Genomic DNA, 20,808 nt, shown 5'->3' with positions numbered 1-20,808 from the left:
CGCCAACGGCAACCCAAAGGAACCAGACCACGTGAAGATCCTCGTCACCGGCGGAGCCGGATTCATCGGCTCGAACTTCGTCCGCCGCACCCTGCAGGACGCCTACCCGGGGCTCGAGGGCGCCGAGGTCGTCGTCTACGACGCCCTGACGTACTCGGGCAACCTCGAGAACCTCGCACCGGTCGCGGACTCCCCCCGCTACACGTTCGTGCAGGGCGACATCACCGACGCCGCGAAGCTCGACGAGGTGATCCCCGGCATCGACGCGATCGTGCACTTCGCCGCCGAGTCCCACGTCGACCGCTCCGTCCGTGACTCCGGGATCTTCGTCGAGACCAACGTCGTCGGCACCCAGCGTCTCCTCGACGCCGCGCTCCGCCACGGCACCGCGCGCTTCGTGCACGTCTCCACCGACGAGGTCTACGGCTCCATCAGCGAAGGCTCGTGGGCCGAGGACCGCCCGCTCGAGCCGAACTCGCCGTACTCGGCGTCGAAGGCCGGCAGCGACCTCCTCGCCCGCAGCTACCACCGCACGCACGGGCTGAACCTCTCGATCACGCGCTGCTCGAACAACTACGGGCCGTACCACTTCCCCGAGAAGGTCATCCCGCTGTTCGTCACGAACCTCATCGACGACAAGCACGTCCCGCTCTACGGCGAGGGCAACAACATCCGCGACTGGCTGCACGTCGACGACCACACCCGCGGCATCGCGATGGTGCTCGTCAAGGGCCGCGCGGGCGAGATCTACAACATCGGCGGCGGGACCGAGCTCACGAACAAGGAGCTCACCGAGATGCTGCTCGAGGCCACCGGCAAGGACTGGTCCTACGTCGACCGCGTCGCCGACCGCCTCGGCCACGACCTCCGCTACTCGGTGGACATCTCCAAGATCCAGGCCGAGCTCGGCTACGAGCCGCAGGTCCCGTTCGAGCAGGGCCTCGCGGACGTCGTCCAGTGGTACCGCGACAACCGCGCCTGGTGGGAGCCGCTCAAGGAGCGCGCGGCGCTCGCATGACCCGGTACCTGATCACCGGCGCCGCCGGCATGCTCGGCCAGGACCTCCAGCAGGCCCTCGCCGGCCGTGACGTCACCGCGCTCTCCCGCGCCGACCTCGACATCACCGACCAGGACGCCGTCACCGCGGCGGTCACCGGCCACGACGTCGTGATCAACGCGGCGGCGTACACGAAGGTCGACGACGCCGAGTCCGACGAGGCGGCGGCCTTCGCGGTCAACGCCCGCGGCCCGGAGGTCCTGGCCACCGCCGCGGTCGCCGCCGGCGCGAAGCTCGTGCACGTCTCCACCGACTACGTCTTCGACGGCAACGGCACCTCGCCGTACGCCGAGGACGAGCCGACCGACCCGATCGGCGCCTACGGCCGGACGAAGGCGGCCGGCGAAGCAGCGGTGCGCGCGATCGCCCCGGACTCCTCGTACATCGTGCGGGCCGCGTGGCTCTACGGTGCCGGCGGTCCGAACTTCGCGAAGACGATGATCCGCCTCGCCGGGTCGCACGACACCGTGAGCGTCGTCACCGACCAGATCGGGCAGCCGACCTGGACGGGTGACCTGGCCCGCCAGATCGTCGCGCTCCTGGACGCGGACGCTCCGGCCGGCATCTACCACGGCACGAACGGCGGCCAGGGGTCCTGGCTCGACTTCACGAAGGCGATCTACACCGAGGTCGGCCTCGACCCGGAGCGGGTCCTGCCGACCGACAGCTCGGCCTTCGTGCGTCCGGCGCCGCGCCCCGCGTACAGCGTGCTCGGCCACGACGCCTGGTCACGCGCGGGGATCGCCCCGATGCGCGACTGGCGCGAAGCACTGCACGCGGCAGCCGAGGCGGGCGTGCTCAGTTCCTGAGACCCCCACCAGGCTCCGACCGGGAGGCCCTGCTCACGTCCGCCACGCGCGGCACGCGAGCAGGGCCTCCCGTCCGTTGCCCTGCCAGGCGCCGCTCTCCGGTCGAGACACCGCCGAACGGCCCAGACGCCGCCCCGGCCGGCGGCGTCTCGCCAAGTCGGCGGCGTCTCGCGAACTGGGCGGCGTCTCGCCACGTCGGCGGCGTCTCGCGAGCTCGGCGGGGTCTCGCCAAGTCGGCGGGGTCTCGCGAGCTCGGCTGCGGTCAGCGGGTGACGGTGCTGAGGCGCTCGTCCAGCGGCTCGACGGCCGCCGCGGGACGGAAGCGGTCGGCGGCGGCGGACGCGGCGGCCCGGCGCTCGGCGAGGAGCGCACGGTCGGCGGCGAGCCCGCGGATCGCGGCGGCGAGCGCGTCGGCGTCGCCAGCGGGGACGGCGACGACCGCATCGCCGAAGGCCCGGCGCTGCGGGGCGGTGTCGCTCGTGACGACGGCGAGCCCGGCTGCCGCGCACTGGTAGACCTTGTTCGGGACGACCTTGAGCGCCTTCGGGGTGGTGCCGGTGATGCCGATGCCGACGTCGTGGCCGGCGACCAGGGCGGGCAGGTCGGCGGCGTCCACCCACGGCAGCCACTCGGTCGGAGCGCCCCCGGCGGCCCGTGACTGCGCCTCGTCGAGGTCCTGGCCGCTGCCGATCATCGTGACCAGGACGCTGCCGTCGTCGGGCAGCGCGCCGATTGCCTCGCCGATCGTGCCGGCGCCCTGCAGTGGGGTGAAGAGGCCGTAGAAGACCACGCGGAGCGGGTCGTCGGCGGGTCGCTCCACCGCGTGCGCGCCGGCGTCGTACCAGTTCTCGGTGGCGCCGACCGGCACGACCACGGCCTTCTCCCGGAGCGCTGCCGGGACGAGGTCGCGGTGCTCGTCGGTGTCCAGGACGACGACGTCCGCGATGGTGAGCGCGGCGCGGTCGAGGAACCGCAGGAGGCGCTGTTTGAGGCCGCCGTCGCCGACACCGCGGTCCTGGGCGGTCGTCGCGGCGAAGATCAGGTGGTCGAGGACGATCGGGGTGCGCGGGAACAGCAGGCGTGCGAGCCACACGTCGAAGTGCCCCATGTAGCCGACGAGGACCGCGTCCGGACGGCCGGAACGCCGCACACGGAGCGCCTTGCCGACGAGGGCCGACCAGCTGCGGGCCAGGCGTCCGGCCATCGACAGCGCGCCCGAGCGGGACCCGAGCATCGCGACGCGGTCCTTCGTGGACAGGCCGAGCGGGACGTTCGCCTCGGCCACGACGTGCCCCCGTGCACGGAGGCCGTCGGCGAGCACTCGCACCCGAGGGTGATCCGCCGCCTGGTATGTTCCGAAGGCCAAGATCCGCACGTGGGCCGCCCTTTCTCCGTGGTCGCGCGCGCCGTCCCGGTCCTGGCGCACCCGATCAACCCTAGGTGAGAATGACCGACCTCCCCCAGCCCGCGAAGCGCTCCCGGACCAAGACCGTCGTCCGTGTCGTCGGCCTCGTCGTGGCCCTCGCGCTCTGCATCGCCTTCCTCGTGCCCCGCGCCGGTGACATCGCCGAGGCGTTCACCCGGCAGGAGCCGCTGACCCTGGTCGCCGCACTCGTCGCCGGCGCGCTCGCGACGTACATCACGTTCCTCTCGTGGCGCGCGCTGATGTCCGGCGCCGGCCACCACATCCCGATCGGCGCGGCGCAGCGGGTCTTCTTCCTCTCCCAGATCGGCAAGTACATCCCGGGGTCGGTGTGGCCGATCGTGGCGCAGGCGGACCTCGGACGCGAACACCGGGTGCCGGCGGCGCGCAGTGTCGCTGTGGGGATGCTCACGCTCCTCATCAGCTGTGGCGCCGGCGTCTCGGTCGCCGCCGTGACGATCCCGTTCGTGCAGCCGGACGCCTTCGCGCGCTACTGGTTCGTCGTGCTCCTGGTCCCGATCGTGCTCGCCGCGCTGCACCCGGCGGTCCTCCGGTTCGGGCTGCGCCTGGCGTCGAAGGTCACCCGCCGCGACCTCGGCACCATCGACCTCGGCATCGGCGCGATCGCCCGGGCGTTCGGCTGGGCGGCGCTGGCATGGGTCGTGTTCGGCGTGCACATCGTGCTCGTGCTCGCGCCCCTCGGGCACGTCGACCTCCGCGTCACCACGCTGACGATCGGCGCCTACGCCCTGGCCTGGCTCGTCGGGTTCCTGGTGTTCTTCCTGCCGGCCGGGCTCGGCGGTCGCGAGGCCGTGCTCACCGCGCTCCTCACCGCCGGCGTGCCGCTCGGCGCGTCCGCAGCGGTCAGCGTCGCCGTGATGTCCCGCGTGCTGCTCACCGTCGTCGACCTCGTCTTCGCCGGAGCCGCGGTGCTCGGCGAGCGACGTCGTCGTGCCGCGACCCGCGCCCGCACTCCGGGAACTCCCTGACCCCGCTGGTACGCTCTGGCGACGCGCCGGGCAGCCATCCCGCACGACCTTCGAGGAGCAACACCAGATGACCACTCTCCGCGTGATCGTCGACCAGGTGGTCGCACCGGTCCCCGGTGGCATCGGCCGCTACGCGGAGGAACTCACCCGGCAGCTCATCCAGACGGCACCCGCCGGCTGCGACGTGGAAGCCGTGGTCTCCGCCGTCTCCCCGGCCGAGGTCGAGCACCTGCGCACCCTGCTCCCCGGCCTGTCCGGTCTCGACCGCCTGGCGCTGCCCCGCCGTGAACTCGCGCTCGCCTGGCAGGGCGGCGTGGCCCGCGGCGCATCGCACGGCATGGTGCACGCCCCGAGCGTCCTCGCGCCCCTCGTGAAGCACAACCGCTTCCAGGAACCCGGCCGGCAGACGGTCGTCACGGTGCACGACACGGTCCCGTGGACGAACCCGGAGACCCTGACGCCGCGCGGCGTGCACTTCCACAAGGCGATGGTGAAGCGGGCGTACAAGTACGCCGACGCCGTCGTCGTCCCGACCCACGCGGTCGCCGGGCACCTCAACGAGATCCACCGGTTCGACGACCGGCTCCGGGTCATCGGCGGTGCGCCGAGCGGCCGGCTCCGGATCCCCGTGGACGCCGACCTCCGTGCCGAGCGGCTCGGCCTCCCCGAGCGCTACGTCCTCGCCGTCGGCACGCTCGAGCCCCGGAAGGGACTGTCGTACCTGATCGAGGCGATGGCGCACCCGGACGCGCCCGCCGACATCCCCCTCGTGATCTCCGGCCCCGACGGCTGGGGCGACGTCGACGTGATCGGCACCGCCGAGCGCGCCGGGCTCGCACCGGACCGCGTCAAGGTCCTCGGCCGCGTCGACGACCCGGACCTCGCCGTGGTCTACGACCGCGCGAGCGTGTTCGTGTTCCCGAGCCTCGCCGAGGGCTTCGGCCTCCCCGTGATCGAGGCGATGAGCCTCGGCACCCCCGTGGTGCACTCCGACGACCCCGCGGTGCGGGAAGTCGCCTCGGACGCCGGTGTGACGGTCGCTCGGGACCCCCGTGCCGGCTACCCGGAACGGCTGGCGCAGGCGATCTACCAGGTCGTCAACGACCCGTACCTCGCCGGGCAGCTCGCCGTCGCGGGCCCGGACCGGGCGCGGATGTTCGACTGGAACGACTCCGCCATCGAGACCTGGCAGCTGCACGCCGACCTCTGATCCGCCGCGGCTCGTCCCCCGACGCGGTCGCAGCGGGTCGTCCCCGACGCGGTCGCACCGCCTCGGTGTCAGGCGCCGAGGGAGTCCCGCAGGCGCGCGGCCTTCTCCTCGACGAGGCGCTCGAGGCCGTCCGCGTACTCCGTGAGCCGCGCGGCGACCGCGGGCTCGGCGGAGCCGATGATCCGCGCCGCCAGGAGCCCGGCGTTCGCGGCACCGTTGATCGCCATCGTCGCGACAGGGATGCCGGCGGGCATCTGCACGATCGACAGCAGCGAGTCGAGGCCGTCGAGGCGTGCGAGCTGCACCGGGACACCGATCACCGGCAGGGTCGTCATCGACGCCACCATGCCCGGCAGGTGCGCTGCTCCGCCTGCCCCGGCGATCACGACGCGGATGCCGCGCTCGGCCGCACCGCGCGCGAACCGGGTCATCTTGTCGGGCGTCCGGTGCGCCGAGACGACGTCCGCCTCGAAGGGGATCCCGAGCTCGGTGAGGATCTCCGCAGCCGCACGCATGGTGGGCCAGTCGGAGTCGGAACCCATGATGATCGAGACGAGCGGCGGGGTGGAGGCGGCGGTGTCGGTCACGGGACGAGCCTAGCGGTGCTGCACCGGGCCTCCAGGGCGGTGGTGACGCTCGCCGAGGAGCACCCGCGACCACGCGTCGCCGTCGGCGCCGAGCGTCCGTTCGGACGTCACCCAGCGGGTCGCCCGCTCCGGGGCGCGACCGGACTCGACCGCGGTGCGGACCGCGTCCCGCCACGCCGCGACGTCGTCGGGGACGAGGACCGCGCCGTGCTCCCCCGCCAGCCGGTACGACGGCCGGTCGGACACGACCGCGGGGAGCCCGAGGGCGGTGTACTCGAGGAACTTCAGGTCGCTCTTGGCGCGGTTGAACTCCTCGTCGCGGAGGGGTGCGACGCCCGCACGCCAGCGCGTCCGGTGGTCGACGAGCCAGCGGGCGAACGCCGGGTAGTGGCCGTCGGGGACCTCGACGCGGCGGTACCAGGCCGGGCCGTCGTCCTCGGTGACGCCGATGACCTCGAGGCGGATCGGGGTGCCGTCCGGCGCGGTGAGGTCGTCGAAGACGTCGCGGAGGAGCTCGAGGTCGGCGGCGTGGGTGAGCGTGCCCATGTAGAGGACACGGTGCTCGGGACCGCCGTCGTCCGGCTGCGCCGCTGTGCTGTCGGGTGGCTCCGGGACCCAGAGCGTCGGGTCGAGCGCGTTCGGGACGACCACCACGTCCCGGGCGATCGGCCGGACGACGTCCGCGAGCTCCGGCGTGCTGACCACGACGACGTCCGCGCCACGGACCAGCGCGTCGATCGACGCCAGGCGGTCCGGGTCGTACTCGGCGCGGGCCAGGCGGTCCCGGCCGGACGCGGTGAAGAAGTCGTCGTCGACCTCGGCCACGACGGCCACGCCCCGGTCGGCGGCCGCGGCCAGGAACGGCGCGACGCTCGCGACGGGGAGGATGTCCCGCTGGACGAGCACCGCGACGTACGGCCGCTCGTCGGAACCGTCGACGAAGGTCTCCGGGTCCACCTGGTGCACCTCGGCCGTCCCGCTCGCCGCGAGCTGCTCGGTCCGGCGGACGACGCGGACGTGGGCGGAGGCCGGGTGCGCCCCACCACCACCGGCGACGACGTACCCGACGAGCGGGAGCGGAGGGGGCGGCGGTGCCGGTGCCGCTGCCGGTGCCGGTGCGTTCTCGGGTGCACCGCCGGGGGCGATCCCCCGACGGACGCGTCCCGCGACGCGGCGGAGTCGTCCGGCGGCACGGCGGAGGGGGTCTGACATGCGGCCATTCTCCCGGAGGAGGACCACCGGCGGCGTCAGCGCACCGTCAGGGTCGTGCACCCGAGCGACGTGTTCCCGCCCTTTCCGATCCCGACCGCCGTCATGCACACGGTGCGCCGGCCGCTCGGTGCCACCAGCACCGCGGCGAGTCCGTGCCGCGTCCCCACCGCGTACGCGGCGTCCACGTCCGCGCGTGTCCCCGAGGCGGCGAACGACCCCGCGGCCTTCCCGTCCACGCTCACCCGGACCGTGACGGCCGACCCGGTCGCGTCCCGGTCGAAGGCCCACCCGCGGACGGTCACCCGCCGGTGCGCCGAGGACCGGACGCTGTCGCGGTGTGCGGCCGGCGCCGCTGCCGGCACGGTGACGGAGCGGCAGGTGGACTTCCGGTCGGTACCGGATCCGACGTTCTTCGCGACGGCGCAGACGGTGTGCTTCCCGGCGCCCCCGGGGACGGTGCCGGTGTAGCCGTGCGCGGTGCCGGTGTGCCAGACGCCGTCGACGTCCGCGCGCCGACCGTTCGCCGTCAGGGTCCGGACGGTCCGGCCGTCGACGGTGATCGCCACGCTCGTCGACGCCGACGGCTGGTCGGCGTCGAACGCCCAGCCGACGACGCCGATGCCGCCGGCCTGGACCGACACCGAGTCGAGCTGCCCGTACGGGTCGTGCCGGTACACCGTCGCCGTCCGGCACCCGAGCGCGGTGTCCGGGCCGGTGCCGACGTCGACGGCGGTGACGCAGACCTTCCTGGTGCCCTCGGTCGCGGGCACGGTGACGTCGAAGCCGTGCGGCGCGCCGACGCCGTACGCCGTGTCGACGTCGGGCCGGCTGGCGGCCGCGGCGACCGCTCCCACGGCCACACCGTCGACGGTCGCCCGGACGGTGACCGGATGCGTCGGGTCGTCCTCGTCGAACGCCCACCCGCGGATCCGCAGCGCTGCCGCGGTCCCGGTGAGCGACTCGAACGCGCCCTGCGGTGCGAGCGCGGCCGCGGGGACGCCGGGGACCGCGTTGGCGACGAGGGCCTGGGCGAAGGCCGAGTACCACTTCCCCGCGGCCGGGGCGCCGTTGCAGGTGCCGTCGCTCGCGCCCGGGGTCTTCACCCAGAGCAGGGCGTCGAGCGCCGTGCCGTCGGTGGCGACCCGGGGCGAGGTGCCGAGGCCGGCGCCGGGTCCGTTGCACCAGGTGCCGCGCCAGCCCTGGCCGTTGCGGGACGTGTCGATGACGTAGTGCGAGTTCCCGGTGGCCGCCGAGACCTTCTGCGCGTACGCCTGCTCCTGCGCGGTCGGGTAGTAGTTCGCGACGTTCGTGAAGAAGCCGCGGGCGTTCTGCACGCCGGCGCTGTTCAGCCGTGCGGCCATGGTGGCGGCCGGGACCCAGTTCGAGTTGCCGGCGTCGAGGTACGCGGGGACCCCGGCGGCGGTGAACGCGGCGACCTCACGGGCGAGGATCCGGTAGCGCTGCTGGTCGAGGGTGGTGCTGCACGCGGCGTTGCTGAGCATCGCGAGCGAGTCCGGCTCGACGATCACGGCGGCGCGCTTGCCGGCGACCCGGGCGACGACCTGGTCCACCCACGCGTCGTAGGTCGTCTCGTCGAAGCCGCCGGCCGAGTACCCGCCGCAGTCCCGGGACGGGATCGCGTAGGTGACGAAGACGGCCGTGGTGCCGGTCTGCGCGGCGCCGCCGACCGCGGTGTCGATGGTCTTCGTGAGCGTCGTCCCCTGTGCCCACTCCCCGAGCCAGGTCGCGACGGGGTACTGGGCGATGGTCGACGCCGCCCGGGCGCCGGCGGGGTCGGTGGTGGCGAGAGCGGTGGCGGCCTTCGCGGCCTCGCTCGTGGGCGAGCGGTACTGGCCGGCGCCGTAGAGGGACGCGGCGGACGCCTGGCGCATCGCGGCCGCGGTCGTCGCGGCAGCAGCCGTCGTCGTCGCGGCAGCAGCCGCAGCCGTCGCGGCAGCTGCCGAAGCCGTCGCGGCCGTCGCGGCCGTCGCAGCCGTCGCCGGCGGGGCCGCCGCAGACTCCGAGACGATCACGCCACCGGCGACCACGAGGGTCGTCGCGAGTGCGACGGCAGCACGGAACGGACGACGGCGCATGCGCTGGACCCCCTGGGGACGACGCCGTGGGACGGCACCCCCTGCAGGCGCCTCGGCCCATCCATGGCAACACGCGTCGTCGACGGCGACCACCGCCCAGTGCGGGTGCCACCCGAGGGGGTGTCCCCCGATCGGCGGACTAGTCGTCGAAGTGCGACGCAGCCGACCGCGCCCGGTACACGACGTCCTCGACGTCGTCCCCGACCACCGTCACGTGCCCGATCTTCCGCCCGGGCCGGGGCGCCTTGCCGTAGAAGTGGTACTTCGCCTCCGGGAACGCCTCGAGCGCCGCCGGGTACCGCGCGGCGAGGTCGCCGTCGGCGGGTCCCCCGAGCACGTTGATCATGACCGCCACGGGGGCGTGCATCCCGGTCGCCCCGAGCGGCAGGTCGAGCACGGCACGGAGGTGCTGCTCGAACTGGCTGGTCGTCGCGCCGTCGATCGACCAGTGCCCGGTGTTGTGCGGGCGCATCGCGAGCTCGTTGACGAGGATCCGCTCGTCGTCGGTCTGGAACAGCTCCACCGCGAGGACGCCGGTGACGCCGAGCTCCTCGGCGACGCGGACCGCGATCGACTCGGCGAGGTCGGCCAGGCGACCGGCGCTGTCCGGTGCCGGTGCGATCACCTCGGCGCAGACGCCGTCGCGCTGCACCGTCTCGACGAGCGGCCAGGCGACGATCTCGCCGGAGGGACGGCGGGCCACGGACTGTGCGAGTTCCCGGGTGAACGGGACGAGTTCCTCGACGAGGAGCGCCTGGTCGCCGCCCGCTTCGGCGACGGCGGTGAACCAGTCCTCGACCTCGGCCGGGTCGGACACCACGCGGACGCCCTTGCCGTCGTAGCCGCCGCGGGCGGTCTTCACGACGGCGCGGCCGCCGTGGTCGGCGATGAACGCGCGGAGCTCGTCCGGGTCCTGCACCGCGGCCCAGTCGGGCACCGGGATGCCGAGCTCGGTGAGGCGGGTGCGCATCTCGATCTTGTCCTGCGCGACGCCGAGCGGCGCGGGTCCGGGTCGGACGGCGACACCGGCGTCGACGAGTGCCCGGAGGACGTCCTGCGGCACGTGCTCGTGGTCGAAGGTCACGACGTCGACGTCCCGCGCGAACGCCAGGACCGTCTCGGCGTCGTGGTAATCGCCCTCGGCGGTGGCCGCGATCGCCGCGGACATGCCCGGCCCCTCCGCGAGCACCCGGATGTCGATGCCCAGTTCGACGGCGGCGGGGACCATCATCCGCGCCAGCTGTCCTCCGCCGATGACCCCGACCCGCAACGCCATGCTGAGTGTTCCTTCCGTCGCTCTCATCGTCCGACGAGCGCGAGTTGTCTACAATCCTCTTCGTCCGGTGTTCGACCGGGGAAGTGCCGGGACACCGGCCAGCCACAACTCTACGGATCCTGGAGACCTCGTGCGGCGACTCATTGCGCAGCTGGCACGCTTCGGCGTCGTCGGGGCGATCGGCTTCGTCGTCGACACCGGGCTGTTCAACCTGCTGCGTGCCACCGTGCTCTCCCCGGACGACGTGCACGCGGGGCCGTTCATCGCGAAGGTGATCTCCACGATCGTGGCGATCTTCGTGAACTGGATGGGCAACCGCTACTGGACCTTCCGCGACCAGCGCCGCTCGGTCGCCACCCGTGAGGGCATCGAGTTCGTCGTCGTCTCCCTCGGCGGCATGGTGATCTCGCTCGGCTGCCTCGGGCTCTCGCACTACGTGTTCGGCTTCACGTCGGCGCTCGCGGACAACATCTCCGGCAACGTGATCGGCCTGGTGCTCGGTACCGCGTTCCGGTTCTGGCTCTACAAGGTGTGGGTCTACCACCCCGACCGGACCGAGCGGCAGCCCGCGGACGAGACGACCGGGACCACGAGCACCACCGGCACCACCAGCACCACCTCCACGAGCGCAGCGCCCGCGACGGCCACCACCGAGCGATGACGGCACCGCCGCTCGCGCGCCGGGAGCGCGTCGCGATCGCCGTGCTCACCGCCGCCTTCGGGCTCTGGCTGGTGCTCTGGGCGGTCGTCGTCCCGCCGTTCCAGGCCCCCGACGAGACCGCGCACTTCGGCGCGGCGGTGCACGTCGCCACCGGCGGTGGTTGGCCGGCTCCCGGCACGCTCCACGTCTCGAACGCCCTGGTCGCGGCGCAGGCCGAACAGGCGGCGGGGCCGTCCTCGACCTGGTCGACGATGAGCGAGCTGCTCGCGGCGAACCCCGGCGACTCGGCGACCGTCGACCAGATGACCCAGCACCCGCCGACGGCCTACGTCCTCGACGCCGCGGTCCTCCGCATCGTGCACTTCGGGTCCCTCCGCTGGGACCACGCCCTCCTCGCGCTGCGCCTGTTCGACGCCGTGCTCGTGGCGCCCCTCGCCCTGCTCGCGTGGGCGACCGTGCGGCGCCTCACCCGCTCACCGCGGGCGGCCCTGGTCGGCGGGCTCGCGCTCTTCGCCACGCCGCAGCTCGCCTCGATCGGCGCGTCCGTCACGAACGACGCGCCGGTGATGCTGTTCGGCGGGGTCGTCGTGTGGCTCGCGACCCGGCTCCTCACCGGCGACCTCCGCCGGCGCACGCTCGTGGCGCTCGGCGTGGCGCTCGGGCTGCTCGTCTCGCTCAAGGCGACCGGGCTGCCGGCGATCCCGTTCGTCGCCCTCGTCGTCCTCGTCGCCGGCGCCGGCACGCTGTCGCTCGGTGTCCGGGCCCTGCGGGCGCTCGGGGCCCTGGCGATCGGCGGCGTGCTCGGCGGCTGGTGGTGGCTCCGGAACCTGCTCGTGTACCACGTGCTCCAGACCGACGGGTACTCCTCGATGCGGCCGCCACGGGCCTTCCCACCCGGTGAGCACCCCACCGTCGGGCACTTCCTCGACGTCGCGTGGGGCACCGTCGCGAGGACGTTCTGGGGCAGCCCCGGCATGCGCGCGCAGGTCAGCATCGGCGACCTGCTGACCGCCGTCCTGACCGTGGTGACCCTGGTGGTCGTGGTCGTCTGGGCGTTCCGCCGCGGCCCCGAGCGGACCGCCGTCGTCTGCCTCGCCGTGTTCCCGGCGCTCCTCGTCGCGCTGCAGATGCAGAACAGCGTCGAGTCGTACCTGACCACGACCGAGGTCGCCGCGACGCAGGGCCGCTACTACTTCCCCGGGATCGTCGCGCTCATCGCGATCAGCGCGGTCGCGTGGCGCCGCATCCCCCGGTCGACCGGCGGCCGCCGCGCGCTGGCCGTCGGCATCGCCGTCGCCGCACCGGTGGTCGGGCTCTACGGCCTGTCCGTCGTCGCGAGCTGGTTCTGGAACGCGGCCCGCTTCCCGGTCACCGCGGCCGGCATCGCCCGGTTCGAGGCGTCCGGCACCGTGCCGTTCGCCGCCGTCGTGGTCCTCGCGGTCCTCGTCGCGGCCGGCCTGGTGCTGACGGTCACGGCCGTCGCCCGACGCGGGTTCACCACCCAGCGCGCCTTCCGTCCGTGACCTGACCGACGGGAGGCCCGGTACCGGTCCCGTGGACCGGCACCGGGCCTCCCGTCGGTTGCTGTCAGGACCCCCTCCGGGTCAGCGACCCATCCCGCGCCGCGAGCGGGTCAGCGACCCATCCCGCGGTACGTGAAGCCGGCGGCGGTCCAGGCGTCGCGGTCCAGGCAGTTCCGGCCGTCGACCACGACGGGGCTCGCCACGAGCGCCGCGACGGCGGCCGGGTCGAGCTCCCGGAACTCGGTCCACTCGGTGAGCACGAGGACCAGGTCCGCGTCCTGCAGGGCCGCGGCCGCAGAGTCGACGTAGGCGATCTCCGGGTGGATGCGGGCGGCGGTGCCGTTCGCCTCCGGGTCGTACGCGGCGACCGTCGCGCCGAGCTCCAGCAGGCGCGCGGCGATGTCGAGCGCCGGGGAGTCGCGGACGTCGTCCGAGTTCGGCTTGAACGCGAGGCCGAGGACGGCGACGCGCTTGCCCGCGACGTCGCCGCCGTCGCCGCCGAGGAGCTCCTGGGCGAGGGTCACGACGTGCGCGCGGCGGCGCAGGTTGATCGCGTCGACGTCCGCGAGGAACTCGAGCGACTCCCCCACGCCCAGCTCGGACGCGCGGGCCTGGAACGCGCGGATGTCCTTCGGCAGGCAGCCGCCGCCGAAGCCGAGGCCGGCGTTCAGGAACTTCCGGCCGATGCGGGCGTCGTGGCCGATCGCGTCGGCGAGCGCCGTGACGTCGGCGCCGACGACCTCGGCGATCTCCGCCATCGCGTTGATGAACGAGATCTTGGTCGCGAGGAACGCGTTCGCGCTGACCTTGACGAGCTCCGCGGTCGCCAGGTCGACGACCAGGCGCGGGGTGCCCTCGGCGAGCGTGGTGGCGTAGACCTCGTCGAGGACGGCGACGGCCGCTTCGCCCTCGGCGCCGGCCGGCACGCCGTAGACCAGGCGGTCCGGGGAGATCGTGTCCTGGACGGCGAAGCCCTCGCGGAGGAACTCCGGGTTCCAGACCAGCGTCGCACCGGGCACGCGCTCGGCGACCTCACCGGCGAGCCGCGCGGCGGTCCCGACGGGGACGGTCGACTTGCCGACGATGAACTCCCCGGCGGACACGTGCTCGGTGAGCGCGGCGACGGCGGCGTCGACGTACTTCAGGTCGGCGGCACCGGTCGGGCCCTGCGGGGTGCCGACGGCGAGGAAGTGCACGCGTGCCCCGGCGACCTCGGCCATGTCGGTGGTGAAGCGGATGCGGCCGGAACCGATCGCCTCGGCGAGGATCTCCGGGAGACCGGGCTCGAAGAACGGGGCGTCCCCGGCTGCGAGTCGTTCGATCTTCACCGGGTCGACGTCGACCGCGACGACCTCGTGTCCGAGTTTGGCCATGGATGCGGCGTGCACGGCACCGAGGTACCCGCAGCCGATGACAGAGATACGCACGGGAAGACGGTACCGGGTTCTCGGCGCCGTTGCCTGCGCGCCCGGCGCTAGCCGCCGACGGGCCCCCACGACGGCCGGTCCGGCCCGCCCACGATCTCGTCCCAGTCCGGCTCCCGGTGGCGCCGTCGGGCCTCGTACGCCTCGACCATGTCGTGCAGCACCGCGACGACGAGGTCGGCGTGCGGGACGTCCGCGAGCACCACGGCAGGGTCGTCCCCGGGGAACACGAGGACGTCCCCGGAGCGGAACAGCCCCTGCAGGCCCCGGCGGCGCACCGTGACGTCGTAGCCCCGCGAGTGCAGGAGTTCCTGCCGTGTCCGGGTGCCGAGGCCGCGCACCACGACGAGCCGTCTCGTGGTCACGACGTAGCGCTGCGTCAGCCAGCGGACCAGGGGCACCAGCCCGCCGAACAGGACGAGGACGAGGACGAGCAGCGCGATCGCCACGTTGATCCACGCGAGCTGCGCCCGGAACACGCCGAACCCGAACCCGCCGGCGACCGCGACGACCACGACGAACACCGCCGGGCGCACCAGGCTCCGCGCGTGCGGCCGCAGGCGTGCGACGACGCGTTCGGGCGGGGGCTCGGCGGTCATGGCGTCATGCATACCGCAGGTGGGTGACGTCCCCCACGGCGACGCCCCTGGTCGAGCCGTCCTGATCCCGGATCGTGATGCGGCCCTCGTCGTCGATGCCGGTGGCGTCGGCCTCGACCACGGAGCCGTCCGGCAGCTCCAGGCGCACCCGCGCGCCGATCGTGCCGCAGTCTGCGCGGACGTGCGACCGGACCGCCTCGGCAGCCGCGCCGCCGCTGGCGAGGGCGACCACCGCCTCCCGGACGCCCGTCCAGAAGGCGGACAGGACCGCGTCTGCCAGCGTGCTCGCGTCGCCGGTCGCGCCGGACGCGAGCAGCGAGGTCGACGTGGGGGTCGGCAGATCGGCTTCGGGGATCGTCAGGTTGACGCCGGCGCCGACGACGACGGAGCCGTCGGCGGCGACCTGGCAGAGGATGCCGCAGATCTTCCGACCGTCGACCAGGACGTCGTTGGGCCACTTCACGGTCGTCCTGGAGGCTCGGCTCGTGTCCGCGGCGTCGGGCACGTCGTCCGGTGCCTGGTCGGGCACGTCGTCCTGTACCTGGTCGGGCACGTCGTCCGGCACCGGCTCGAGTGCCGCGCGCACCGCGTCCCGCATCGCCGCGCCCGCCACGAGCGGCAGCCAGCCGCGGTCCCGGTCGTCGAGCGGCGCACGGACCAGCAGGCTCGCCGCGAGGGTCTGCCCGGCCGGCGCCGTCCACGTGCGGTCGAGGCGGCCGCGCCCCGCGGTCTGGTCGAGCGTCACGACCACGCTGCCGTCCGGCAGGGTCGGGGCCGCGTCCAGCAGGTCCGCGTTCGTCGATCCGGTGGTCGGCCGGAGATCGAACACGGCGCCGGTGGACTCGACTGCGGCGCGCGAGGCCGGGAACGCGGGTGTGGACATGCACGCAAATGTACGGGCAGGAACCGTGGGGGTCCTCCAACCGGCGGGCACAGCCGCCCCGGTAGGGTGAGCGGGTGACTTCAGGCGACACCCCCGATCTCTCCACGACGGCCGGCCGGCTCGCCGACCTCCGCGTCCGGTACCACGAAGCCGTGACCGCCGCGGGCGAAACCGCGATCGCGAAGCAGCATGCCAAGGGCAAGATGACCGCGCGCGAACGCATCGAGCTGCTCCTCGACGAGAACTCCTTCGTCGAGCTCGACGAGTTCGTCCGGCACCGCACGCACGCCTTCGGCATGGAGTCGAAGCGGCCCTACGGTGACGCGGTCGTCACCGGGCTCGGCACGATCCACGGCCGGCAGGTCGCGGTCTACGCGCAGGACTTCACCGTCTTCGGCGGCTCCCTCGGCGAAGTCGCCGGCGAGAAGATCGTCAAGGTGATGGAGCACGCGCTGAAGACCGGCGTGCCGATCATCGGGATCCTCGACTCCGGCGGCGCCCGCATCCAGGAAGGCGTGGTCGCGCTCGGCAAGTACGGCGAGATCTTCCGCCTCAACACGCAGGCGTCCGGGGTCATCCCGCAGATCTCCATCGTGATGGGCCCGGCAGCCGGCGGTGCGGTGTACTCCCCCGCCCTGACGGACTTCGTGATCATGGTCGACAAGACCAGCCACATGTTCGTCACCGGCCCCGACGTCATCAAGACCGTCACCGGTGAAGACGTCGGCTTCGAAGAGCTCGGCGGCGCGCAGACCCACAACGCGGTCTCCGGTGTCGCGCACTACCTCGCCGACGACGAGAACGACGCGCTCGACTACGCCCGCTCGCTGATCGGGTTCCTGCCGGACAACAACCTCTCCGACGCCCCGGCCTACGACGTCGCTCCCGAGCTCGAGACCACCGACGCCGACCGCGAGCTCGACGTCGTCATCCCGGACTCCACGAACCAGCCGTACGACGTCACCCAGATCATCGAGCACATCGTCGACGACGGTGACTTCCTGGAGGTGCAGCCGCTCTTCGCGCCGAACATCCTCATCGGGTTCGGCCGGGTCGAGGGCCGCACCGTCGGCATCATCGCGAACCAGCCCCAGGCCATGGCCGGCACGCTGAACATCGACGCCGGCGAGAAGGCCGCGCGCTTCGTGCGGTTCTGCGACGCCTTCGGGATCCCGATCCTGACGCTCGTCGACGTCCCCGGCTACCTTCCAGGCACCGACCAGGAGTGGACCGGGGTCATCCGCCGCGGCGCGAAGCTCCTCTACGCCTACGCCGAGGCCACCGTGCCGCTCGTCACCGTCATCACGCGCAAGGCCTACGGCGGCGCGTACATCGTGATGGGCTCGAAGCAACTCGGCGCGGACATCAACCTGGCGTGGCCGACCGCGGAGATCGCCGTGATGGGCGGCCAGGGCGCCGTGAACATCCTGTACCGCTCGGAGATCAAGCGCGCCGAAGAGGCCGGCGAGGACGTCGCCGCGGTCCGCTCCCGGCTCGCGAACGAGTACACGTACAACGTCGCCTCGCCGTACCTCGCCGCGGAGCGCGGGGAGCTCGACGGGATCATCCAGCCGCACGCCACCCGTGTCTCGGTGATCAAGGCGCTGCGGGCACTGCGCGGCAAGCGGGCGACGCTGCCGCCGAAGAAGCACGGGAACATCCCGCTGTGAGCGGCCGTCACGCCGCAGCGGTCCCCGCGGGGGCGCCCACCCCGGTCGCCGACGTGCAGGTCGTCTCCGGTGACCCCACCCCTGAGGAACTCGCGGCGGTCGTCGCCGTGCTGCAGCGGCAGGCCGACGAGGCCGCGGCTGCCGGGCGTGCCCAGGTCGAGGTCTCGCCGCGCGTCGGGTGGGAGACCTCCGCTCGTGGGCTGCGGAAGCCGCTGCCGCACGGGCCCGGCGCCTGGTCGCGTTCGCTGCGCTGAGCCGCTTGCGTCCCGGCGCGCGCGCTCCCCTGGTGGGACCCGTCCCCCGATGTACCCCTGAACTGGTGGACCGCATCGCCGTTGCAGGGTGCACTTCCTGGTCGGTCTCCCCTCACACGGGGGGCACAGTTTCTGGATGGGGACCGAAAAGGTCAGAATTGTCCCCCATAATGACGACTGACACGAGGCTTGGTAGTCGGCATAGTTACTGGTGTTCGGTGTCCTTCAACGAAAGACATCGCCGGACGGTGACCGACTAGGGTACGACGTCACTGTCCGCTGCGAGCCAGGGCGATATTCGGGTTGTCGCTCTGCCTCGGGTCGTGAACGGGCCGGTCGGGTTTCCTGACCGGCCCGTTCCCCCGTTTCCGGGCGCTCGCGCTGCCGCCGCTGCGTGCCGCCGCCGCGGCTGCGTGCCGCCGCCGCGTGGTGCTGCCGCTGCCGCCGCCGCGTGGTGCTGCCGCTGCCCCGCCCGCCCCGTGGTGCTGCCGACGCGGAACGACACCGTCGCTGTCGTACGACAGCGGTCCTGTCGCTCCCGCGCGTCCGCAACAGTTGCGCACGCCCGACACCGACGAGCTCGCTGTCGTACGACACCCGCGATGTCGCTCCTTGCGCACGCAACGATCGACACGGCGCCAGTCGATCGACTTCTGCGGTGTCGGAACATGCGGACGGATCAGCTGCGTCCGCATGCATCGACATCGCGCCAGTCGATCGACCGTTGCCGTGTCGGAATCTGCGCACGCAAGCACACGCAAGCACGGCAGACGGGCACCCGGGCGCGCCCGGCGCGGGCTACGCGGGCTCGTGCCGCGGGATCTCGAGCCAGAGCGCCACGGAGTCGTCCTCGTCGCCGTCGTCCTCGTCGTCGTGGAGTCCGGCGCCGAGCGCTGCCGACTCGCTCGCCTCGCCGTCGAGCCGCAGCCCGACGACGGTGACCGCGGCGCCCGAGCCCTCGGGGACCGTGCGCACGATGACGTTGTCGGCGTCGTGCGCCTGCCGGAGCGCGTCCGCCAGGCGCCCGTGGATGCGACGGATGTCGTCGACCTCGAGCTCGTCGAGCCCGCCGTCGTCGTGCAGCTGGACGACGGCCCCGCGACGGCGCAGGCGCATCACCTCGTCGCGGACGTCGTCGGAGAGCAGGGAGCGTCCGCGGATCTCGTCGCGGATGGCCTGTTCGAGGTGCAGGCACTCGGTCCGCTCGGCCTCGCTGAGGTCGCCGCAGGAGTCGATGATCCGCTGCAGCATCGGCAGCGCCATCCGGGTGGTCTGGCTGAGACGGAACTGGCGCTCGAACACGTGGGCGTCCTGCGCGGCCTGCCAGTCGGCGGTCTCCTGTTCGGCACGGACGAAGTCCCGGGTGATCCGGGTGGCGCGGTTCATGGCCGCGGCGAACGCCGTCGCGACGAGGACCCAGGAGATGCTGCCCAGCACGCCGAGGGAGCCGAGCGCGCCGACGCCGGCCCAGGCGACGGTGTGCAGCGCGAGGAAGCCCACGCCGACCCAGGCGAACGGCCCACGCCCCCGGACGACGAGGATGACCATCAGCGTGCCGACCGCGGCGATCCACCACGTGGCGTACCCGGGTGCGTCGCCGAGCTCCACGACGGGTGCGGCGACGACGGGCATGACGACGGCCGTGGCCAGTGAGAAGCACGCGGCCCACACCGGCAGCGCACGGCCCTTGACGAACAGCACGACGCCCGTCGCGGCCGCGTAGAGCGCCATGCACGCGACGACCGGCCCGGCGTCGGACACGCGCGTCAGCGTCGTCGCGGCGAGGACGAGGTGGTAGACCGAGAACAGCGCCGCCAGGCCGGTGGCGATGCCGGCCGGGATGGAGACCTTCACGCGGACACCCCCGGCGCACCCGACGAACCGGACGACGTCGACGCCGCCCCTGACAAGGGCGCGGACGCTTCCGGTGCCGGCCAGGTCAGCGTGATCCGGGTACCGGCTCCGGGCGCGGTGGTGATCTCCGCGAGGCCGCCCGCCGTCGCGACCCGCTCGATGATGGAGCGGCGGACGCCGAGCCGCTCCGCGGGGATCGCCGCGACGTCGAAGCCGGCGCCGTCGTCCCCGATCTCGACGCGGACGACACCGCTGCGGTCCTGCTCGACGGTCACCCACCGGGCGACGTCCGCTCCGGCGTGCTGCACGCTGTTCACCGCGGCCTGCAGCGCGGCGGAGGCCATCGCGTCCGCGACTGCCGCCGGCAACCGTCGGGAGCCGAGCACCCCACTGCGGACCGTCACCGGGGCGGCGAGCGCCGACACCGCCGAGGTGATGCGCTGCCGCAGTTCGACGAGGGGGACGGGAGGGACCTCGCCCGGGCCGTCGGACGCCGCAGCGGCGAGGTGGTCGATCGCGTTCCGGGCCATCCGGGCGGAGAGCGTCTTCGCCTCCACGGTGTCGGCACGCGCGGCGGAGAGCAGCGTCGTGAGGACGCTGTCGTGCACGATGGCGTCGACCTGCACCCGCTCGACCTCGGTCGCGTGCTCACGGATCGCCCGGGAGTACCGCCGCACCGCCGTCGCCTGCGCGGTGTCGACGGCGGCGGCAGCACGTCGGAGCACGACGATGAGCACGAGCGCCGCACCGCCGAGGATCGCCGTGTACACGCCGTCGAGGAGCGCGCGGGTGATGCCGACCTCGCCGCCAGCCGGCGTCAGACGGATCACGATGTAGACCGCCGGCACGAGCGCGTTGTACACGGTCGCCCGCCACGTGGCGAACCCCATGGCGGCGGCGATCGTGCCGACGTTGCACAGCCACCACGGCCACGGCAGCTGCGTCGACGGCAGCGCGTCGCGCACCGTGGACGGCCACGTGACCAGCACGACGAGGAACAGGACGGCGCAGATGATCTGCGCCGGCTGCGCGAGCCGCTGCACGAAGGCGGAGACGCCGACGAGCAGGAAGGACGCCCCGACGGCAAGTGCGGAGACGGGTCCCCACACCGGGTCGAGGTACGGCAGCTGCGCGACCACCGACGGCGCGAAGGCCGCGCCGAACCCGATCGCCGCGACGGCGAGCAGGATCGCGAAGGCGCGCTCGGTGGACCCCTGCGTGATCGTCGCCCGGACGCTCCGCGCGGGGTCGGCACCGAACGGCGAGACCTCGGTCGTCATG

Annotated in this window: 18 protein-coding genes; 8 read left to right on the top strand and 10 right to left on the bottom strand. The window is 73.3% G+C overall.

The features are described 5' to 3' along the window. The first annotated feature begins 31 nt into the window (after positions 1 to 31). Entirely contained in the window at positions 32 to 1,018 is a 987-nt protein-coding gene (gene rfbB, locus EDF55_RS16840) for a dTDP-glucose 4,6-dehydratase (protein ID WP_123656138.1), read from the top strand. Then, a complete protein-coding gene (gene rfbD, locus EDF55_RS16835; protein WP_123656137.1) occupies positions 1,015 to 1,866 on the top strand; it encodes a dTDP-4-dehydrorhamnose reductase in 852 nt (283 codons plus the stop codon). The genes rfbB and rfbD overlap by 4 nt, the downstream gene beginning before the upstream one ends. Before the next feature lie 262 nt (positions 1,867 to 2,128). On the opposite strand, the gene EDF55_RS16830 is transcribed toward rfbD, so the two are convergent. Beyond that, positions 2,129 to 3,193, bottom strand: a complete 1,065-nt coding sequence (locus EDF55_RS16830; RefSeq protein ID WP_260236094.1) for a glycosyltransferase — start codon at positions 3,191 to 3,193, stop codon at positions 2,129 to 2,131. 119 nt (positions 3,194 to 3,312) lie between these two features. Here EDF55_RS16830 and EDF55_RS16825 point away from each other — a divergent pair, with 119 nt between their 5' ends. Together EDF55_RS16825 and EDF55_RS16820 are read left to right on the top strand one after the other, a co-directional pair. Then, positions 3,313 to 4,278: a lysylphosphatidylglycerol synthase domain-containing protein gene (locus tag EDF55_RS16825; RefSeq protein WP_123656136.1), complete on the top strand. Its 966-nt coding sequence runs from the start codon at positions 3,313 to 3,315 to the stop codon at positions 4,276 to 4,278. Positions 4,279 to 4,345: 67 nt separating this feature from the next. After that, positions 4,346 to 5,488: a glycosyltransferase family 1 protein gene (locus EDF55_RS16820; RefSeq protein ID WP_123656135.1), complete on the top strand. Its 1,143-nt coding sequence runs from the start codon at positions 4,346 to 4,348 to the stop codon at positions 5,486 to 5,488. A 68-nt stretch (positions 5,489 to 5,556) separates the two neighbouring features. Here the strand turns inward: EDF55_RS16820 and purE are convergent, their stop codons facing one another. The 4 genes from purE to EDF55_RS16800 form a co-directional block, all read right to left on the bottom strand. Continuing rightward, positions 5,557 to 6,075, bottom strand: a complete 519-nt coding sequence (purE, locus tag EDF55_RS16815; RefSeq protein ID WP_123656134.1) for a 5-(carboxyamino)imidazole ribonucleotide mutase — start codon at positions 6,073 to 6,075, stop codon at positions 5,557 to 5,559. 9 nt (positions 6,076 to 6,084) lie between these two features. After that, on the bottom strand, positions 6,085 to 7,287 hold the full coding sequence (locus tag EDF55_RS16810; protein ID WP_123656133.1) for a glycosyltransferase: 1,203 nt from the start codon (positions 7,285 to 7,287) through the stop codon (positions 6,085 to 6,087). A 35-nt stretch (positions 7,288 to 7,322) separates the two neighbouring features. Continuing rightward, entirely contained in the window at positions 7,323 to 9,383 is a 2,061-nt protein-coding gene (locus tag EDF55_RS16805) for a glycoside hydrolase family 6 protein (protein ID WP_123656132.1), read from the bottom strand. Between the two features lie 139 nt (positions 9,384 to 9,522). Then, complete coding sequence (locus EDF55_RS16800; RefSeq protein ID WP_311316794.1) at positions 9,523 to 10,686, bottom strand: 5-(carboxyamino)imidazole ribonucleotide synthase; 1,164 nt, start codon at positions 10,684 to 10,686, stop codon at positions 9,523 to 9,525. Between the two features lie 103 nt (positions 10,687 to 10,789). On the opposite strand from EDF55_RS16800, the gene EDF55_RS16795 reads away from it, so the two are divergent. After that, on the top strand, positions 10,790 to 11,320 hold the full coding sequence (locus EDF55_RS16795; protein ID WP_123656130.1) for a GtrA family protein: 531 nt from the start codon (positions 10,790 to 10,792) through the stop codon (positions 11,318 to 11,320). Then, positions 11,317 to 12,843, top strand: a complete 1,527-nt coding sequence (locus tag EDF55_RS16790) for a DUF2142 domain-containing protein (protein WP_123656129.1) — start codon at positions 11,317 to 11,319, stop codon at positions 12,841 to 12,843. Before EDF55_RS16795 ends, EDF55_RS16790 begins: the two co-directional genes overlap by 4 nt. A gap of 110 nt (positions 12,844 to 12,953) precedes the next feature. Here the strand turns inward: EDF55_RS16790 and EDF55_RS16785 are convergent, their stop codons facing one another. Genes EDF55_RS16785 through EDF55_RS16775 form a run of 3 tightly spaced genes read right to left on the bottom strand, consistent with a single transcriptional unit; the run spans position 12,954 to position 15,749 of the window. Beyond that, positions 12,954 to 14,270 carry a UDP-glucose/GDP-mannose dehydrogenase family protein gene (locus EDF55_RS16785; protein ID WP_123656128.1) on the bottom strand — a complete coding sequence of 439 codons (1,317 nt, stop codon included), beginning with the start codon at positions 14,268 to 14,270 and terminating at the stop codon, positions 12,954 to 12,956. Between the two features lie 47 nt (positions 14,271 to 14,317). After that, positions 14,318 to 14,866 carry a PH domain-containing protein gene (locus EDF55_RS16780; protein WP_165931557.1) on the bottom strand — a complete coding sequence of 183 codons (549 nt, stop codon included), beginning with the start codon at positions 14,864 to 14,866 and terminating at the stop codon, positions 14,318 to 14,320. A gap of 4 nt (positions 14,867 to 14,870) precedes the next feature. Next, positions 14,871 to 15,749, bottom strand: coding sequence for a biotin--[acetyl-CoA-carboxylase] ligase (locus EDF55_RS16775; protein ID WP_123656126.1), 879 nt, complete (start codon positions 15,747 to 15,749; stop codon positions 14,871 to 14,873). 74 nt (positions 15,750 to 15,823) lie between these two features. Here EDF55_RS16775 and EDF55_RS16770 point away from each other — a divergent pair, with 74 nt between their 5' ends. Both EDF55_RS16770 and EDF55_RS16765 read left to right on the top strand, forming a co-directional pair. Continuing rightward, entirely contained in the window at positions 15,824 to 17,419 is a 1,596-nt protein-coding gene (locus EDF55_RS16770) for an acyl-CoA carboxylase subunit beta (protein WP_123656125.1), read from the top strand. Beyond that, positions 17,416 to 17,673: an acyl-CoA carboxylase subunit epsilon gene (locus tag EDF55_RS16765; protein ID WP_243698413.1), complete on the top strand. Its 258-nt coding sequence runs from the start codon at positions 17,416 to 17,418 to the stop codon at positions 17,671 to 17,673. The genes EDF55_RS16770 and EDF55_RS16765 overlap by 4 nt, the downstream gene beginning before the upstream one ends. Positions 17,674 to 18,471: 798 nt before the next feature. Here EDF55_RS16765 and EDF55_RS16760 read toward each other — a convergent pair. Together EDF55_RS16760 and EDF55_RS16755 are read right to left on the bottom strand one after the other, a co-directional pair. Next, positions 18,472 to 19,527: a hypothetical protein gene (locus EDF55_RS16760; protein WP_260233401.1), complete on the bottom strand. Its 1,056-nt coding sequence runs from the start codon at positions 19,525 to 19,527 to the stop codon at positions 18,472 to 18,474. Beyond that, on the bottom strand, positions 19,524 to 20,807 hold the full coding sequence (locus EDF55_RS16755) for a sensor histidine kinase (protein ID WP_123656124.1): 1,284 nt from the start codon (positions 20,805 to 20,807) through the stop codon (positions 19,524 to 19,526). Before EDF55_RS16755 ends, EDF55_RS16760 begins: the two co-directional genes overlap by 4 nt. Position 20,808 lies beyond the last annotated feature (1 nt).

It is taken from the genome of Curtobacterium sp. ZW137 (assembly GCF_003762905.1).
Lineage (GTDB): Bacteria > Actinomycetota > Actinomycetes > Actinomycetales > Microbacteriaceae > Curtobacterium.
The sequence above is the reverse complement of the archived record's forward strand: the minus strand, read 5'-3'. Positions and strand labels throughout refer to the sequence as shown.

What these genes read in the sequence shown, in the direction of transcription:
- rfbD (WP_123656137.1), top strand. Translation starts at nt 1,015, where the DNA reads ATGACCCGGTACCTGATCACCGGCGCCGCCGGCATGCTCGGCCAGGAC.
- EDF55_RS16825 (WP_123656136.1), top strand. Translation starts at nt 3,313, where the DNA reads ATGACCGACCTCCCCCAGCCCGCGAAGCGCTCCCGGACCAAGACCGTC.
- EDF55_RS16820 (WP_123656135.1), top strand. Translation starts at nt 4,346, where the DNA reads ATGACCACTCTCCGCGTGATCGTCGACCAGGTGGTCGCACCGGTCCCC.
- EDF55_RS16810 (WP_123656133.1), bottom strand. Translation starts at nt 7,287, where the DNA reads ATGTCAGACCCCCTCCGCCGTGCCGCCGGACGACTCCGCCGCGTCGCG.
- EDF55_RS16805 (WP_123656132.1), bottom strand. Translation starts at nt 9,383, where the DNA reads ATGCGCCGTCGTCCGTTCCGTGCTGCCGTCGCACTCGCGACGACCCTC.
- EDF55_RS16800 (WP_311316794.1), bottom strand. Translation starts at nt 10,686, where the DNA reads ATGAGAGCGACGGAAGGAACACTCAGCATGGCGTTGCGGGTCGGGGTC.
- EDF55_RS16790 (WP_123656129.1), top strand. Translation starts at nt 11,317, where the DNA reads ATGACGGCACCGCCGCTCGCGCGCCGGGAGCGCGTCGCGATCGCCGTG.
- EDF55_RS16780 (WP_165931557.1), bottom strand. Translation starts at nt 14,866, where the DNA reads ATGACCGCCGAGCCCCCGCCCGAACGCGTCGTCGCACGCCTGCGGCCG.
- EDF55_RS16775 (WP_123656126.1), bottom strand. Translation starts at nt 15,749, where the DNA reads ATGTCCACACCCGCGTTCCCGGCCTCGCGCGCCGCAGTCGAGTCCACC.
- EDF55_RS16755 (WP_123656124.1), bottom strand. Translation starts at nt 20,807, where the DNA reads ATGACGACCGAGGTCTCGCCGTTCGGTGCCGACCCCGCGCGGAGCGTC.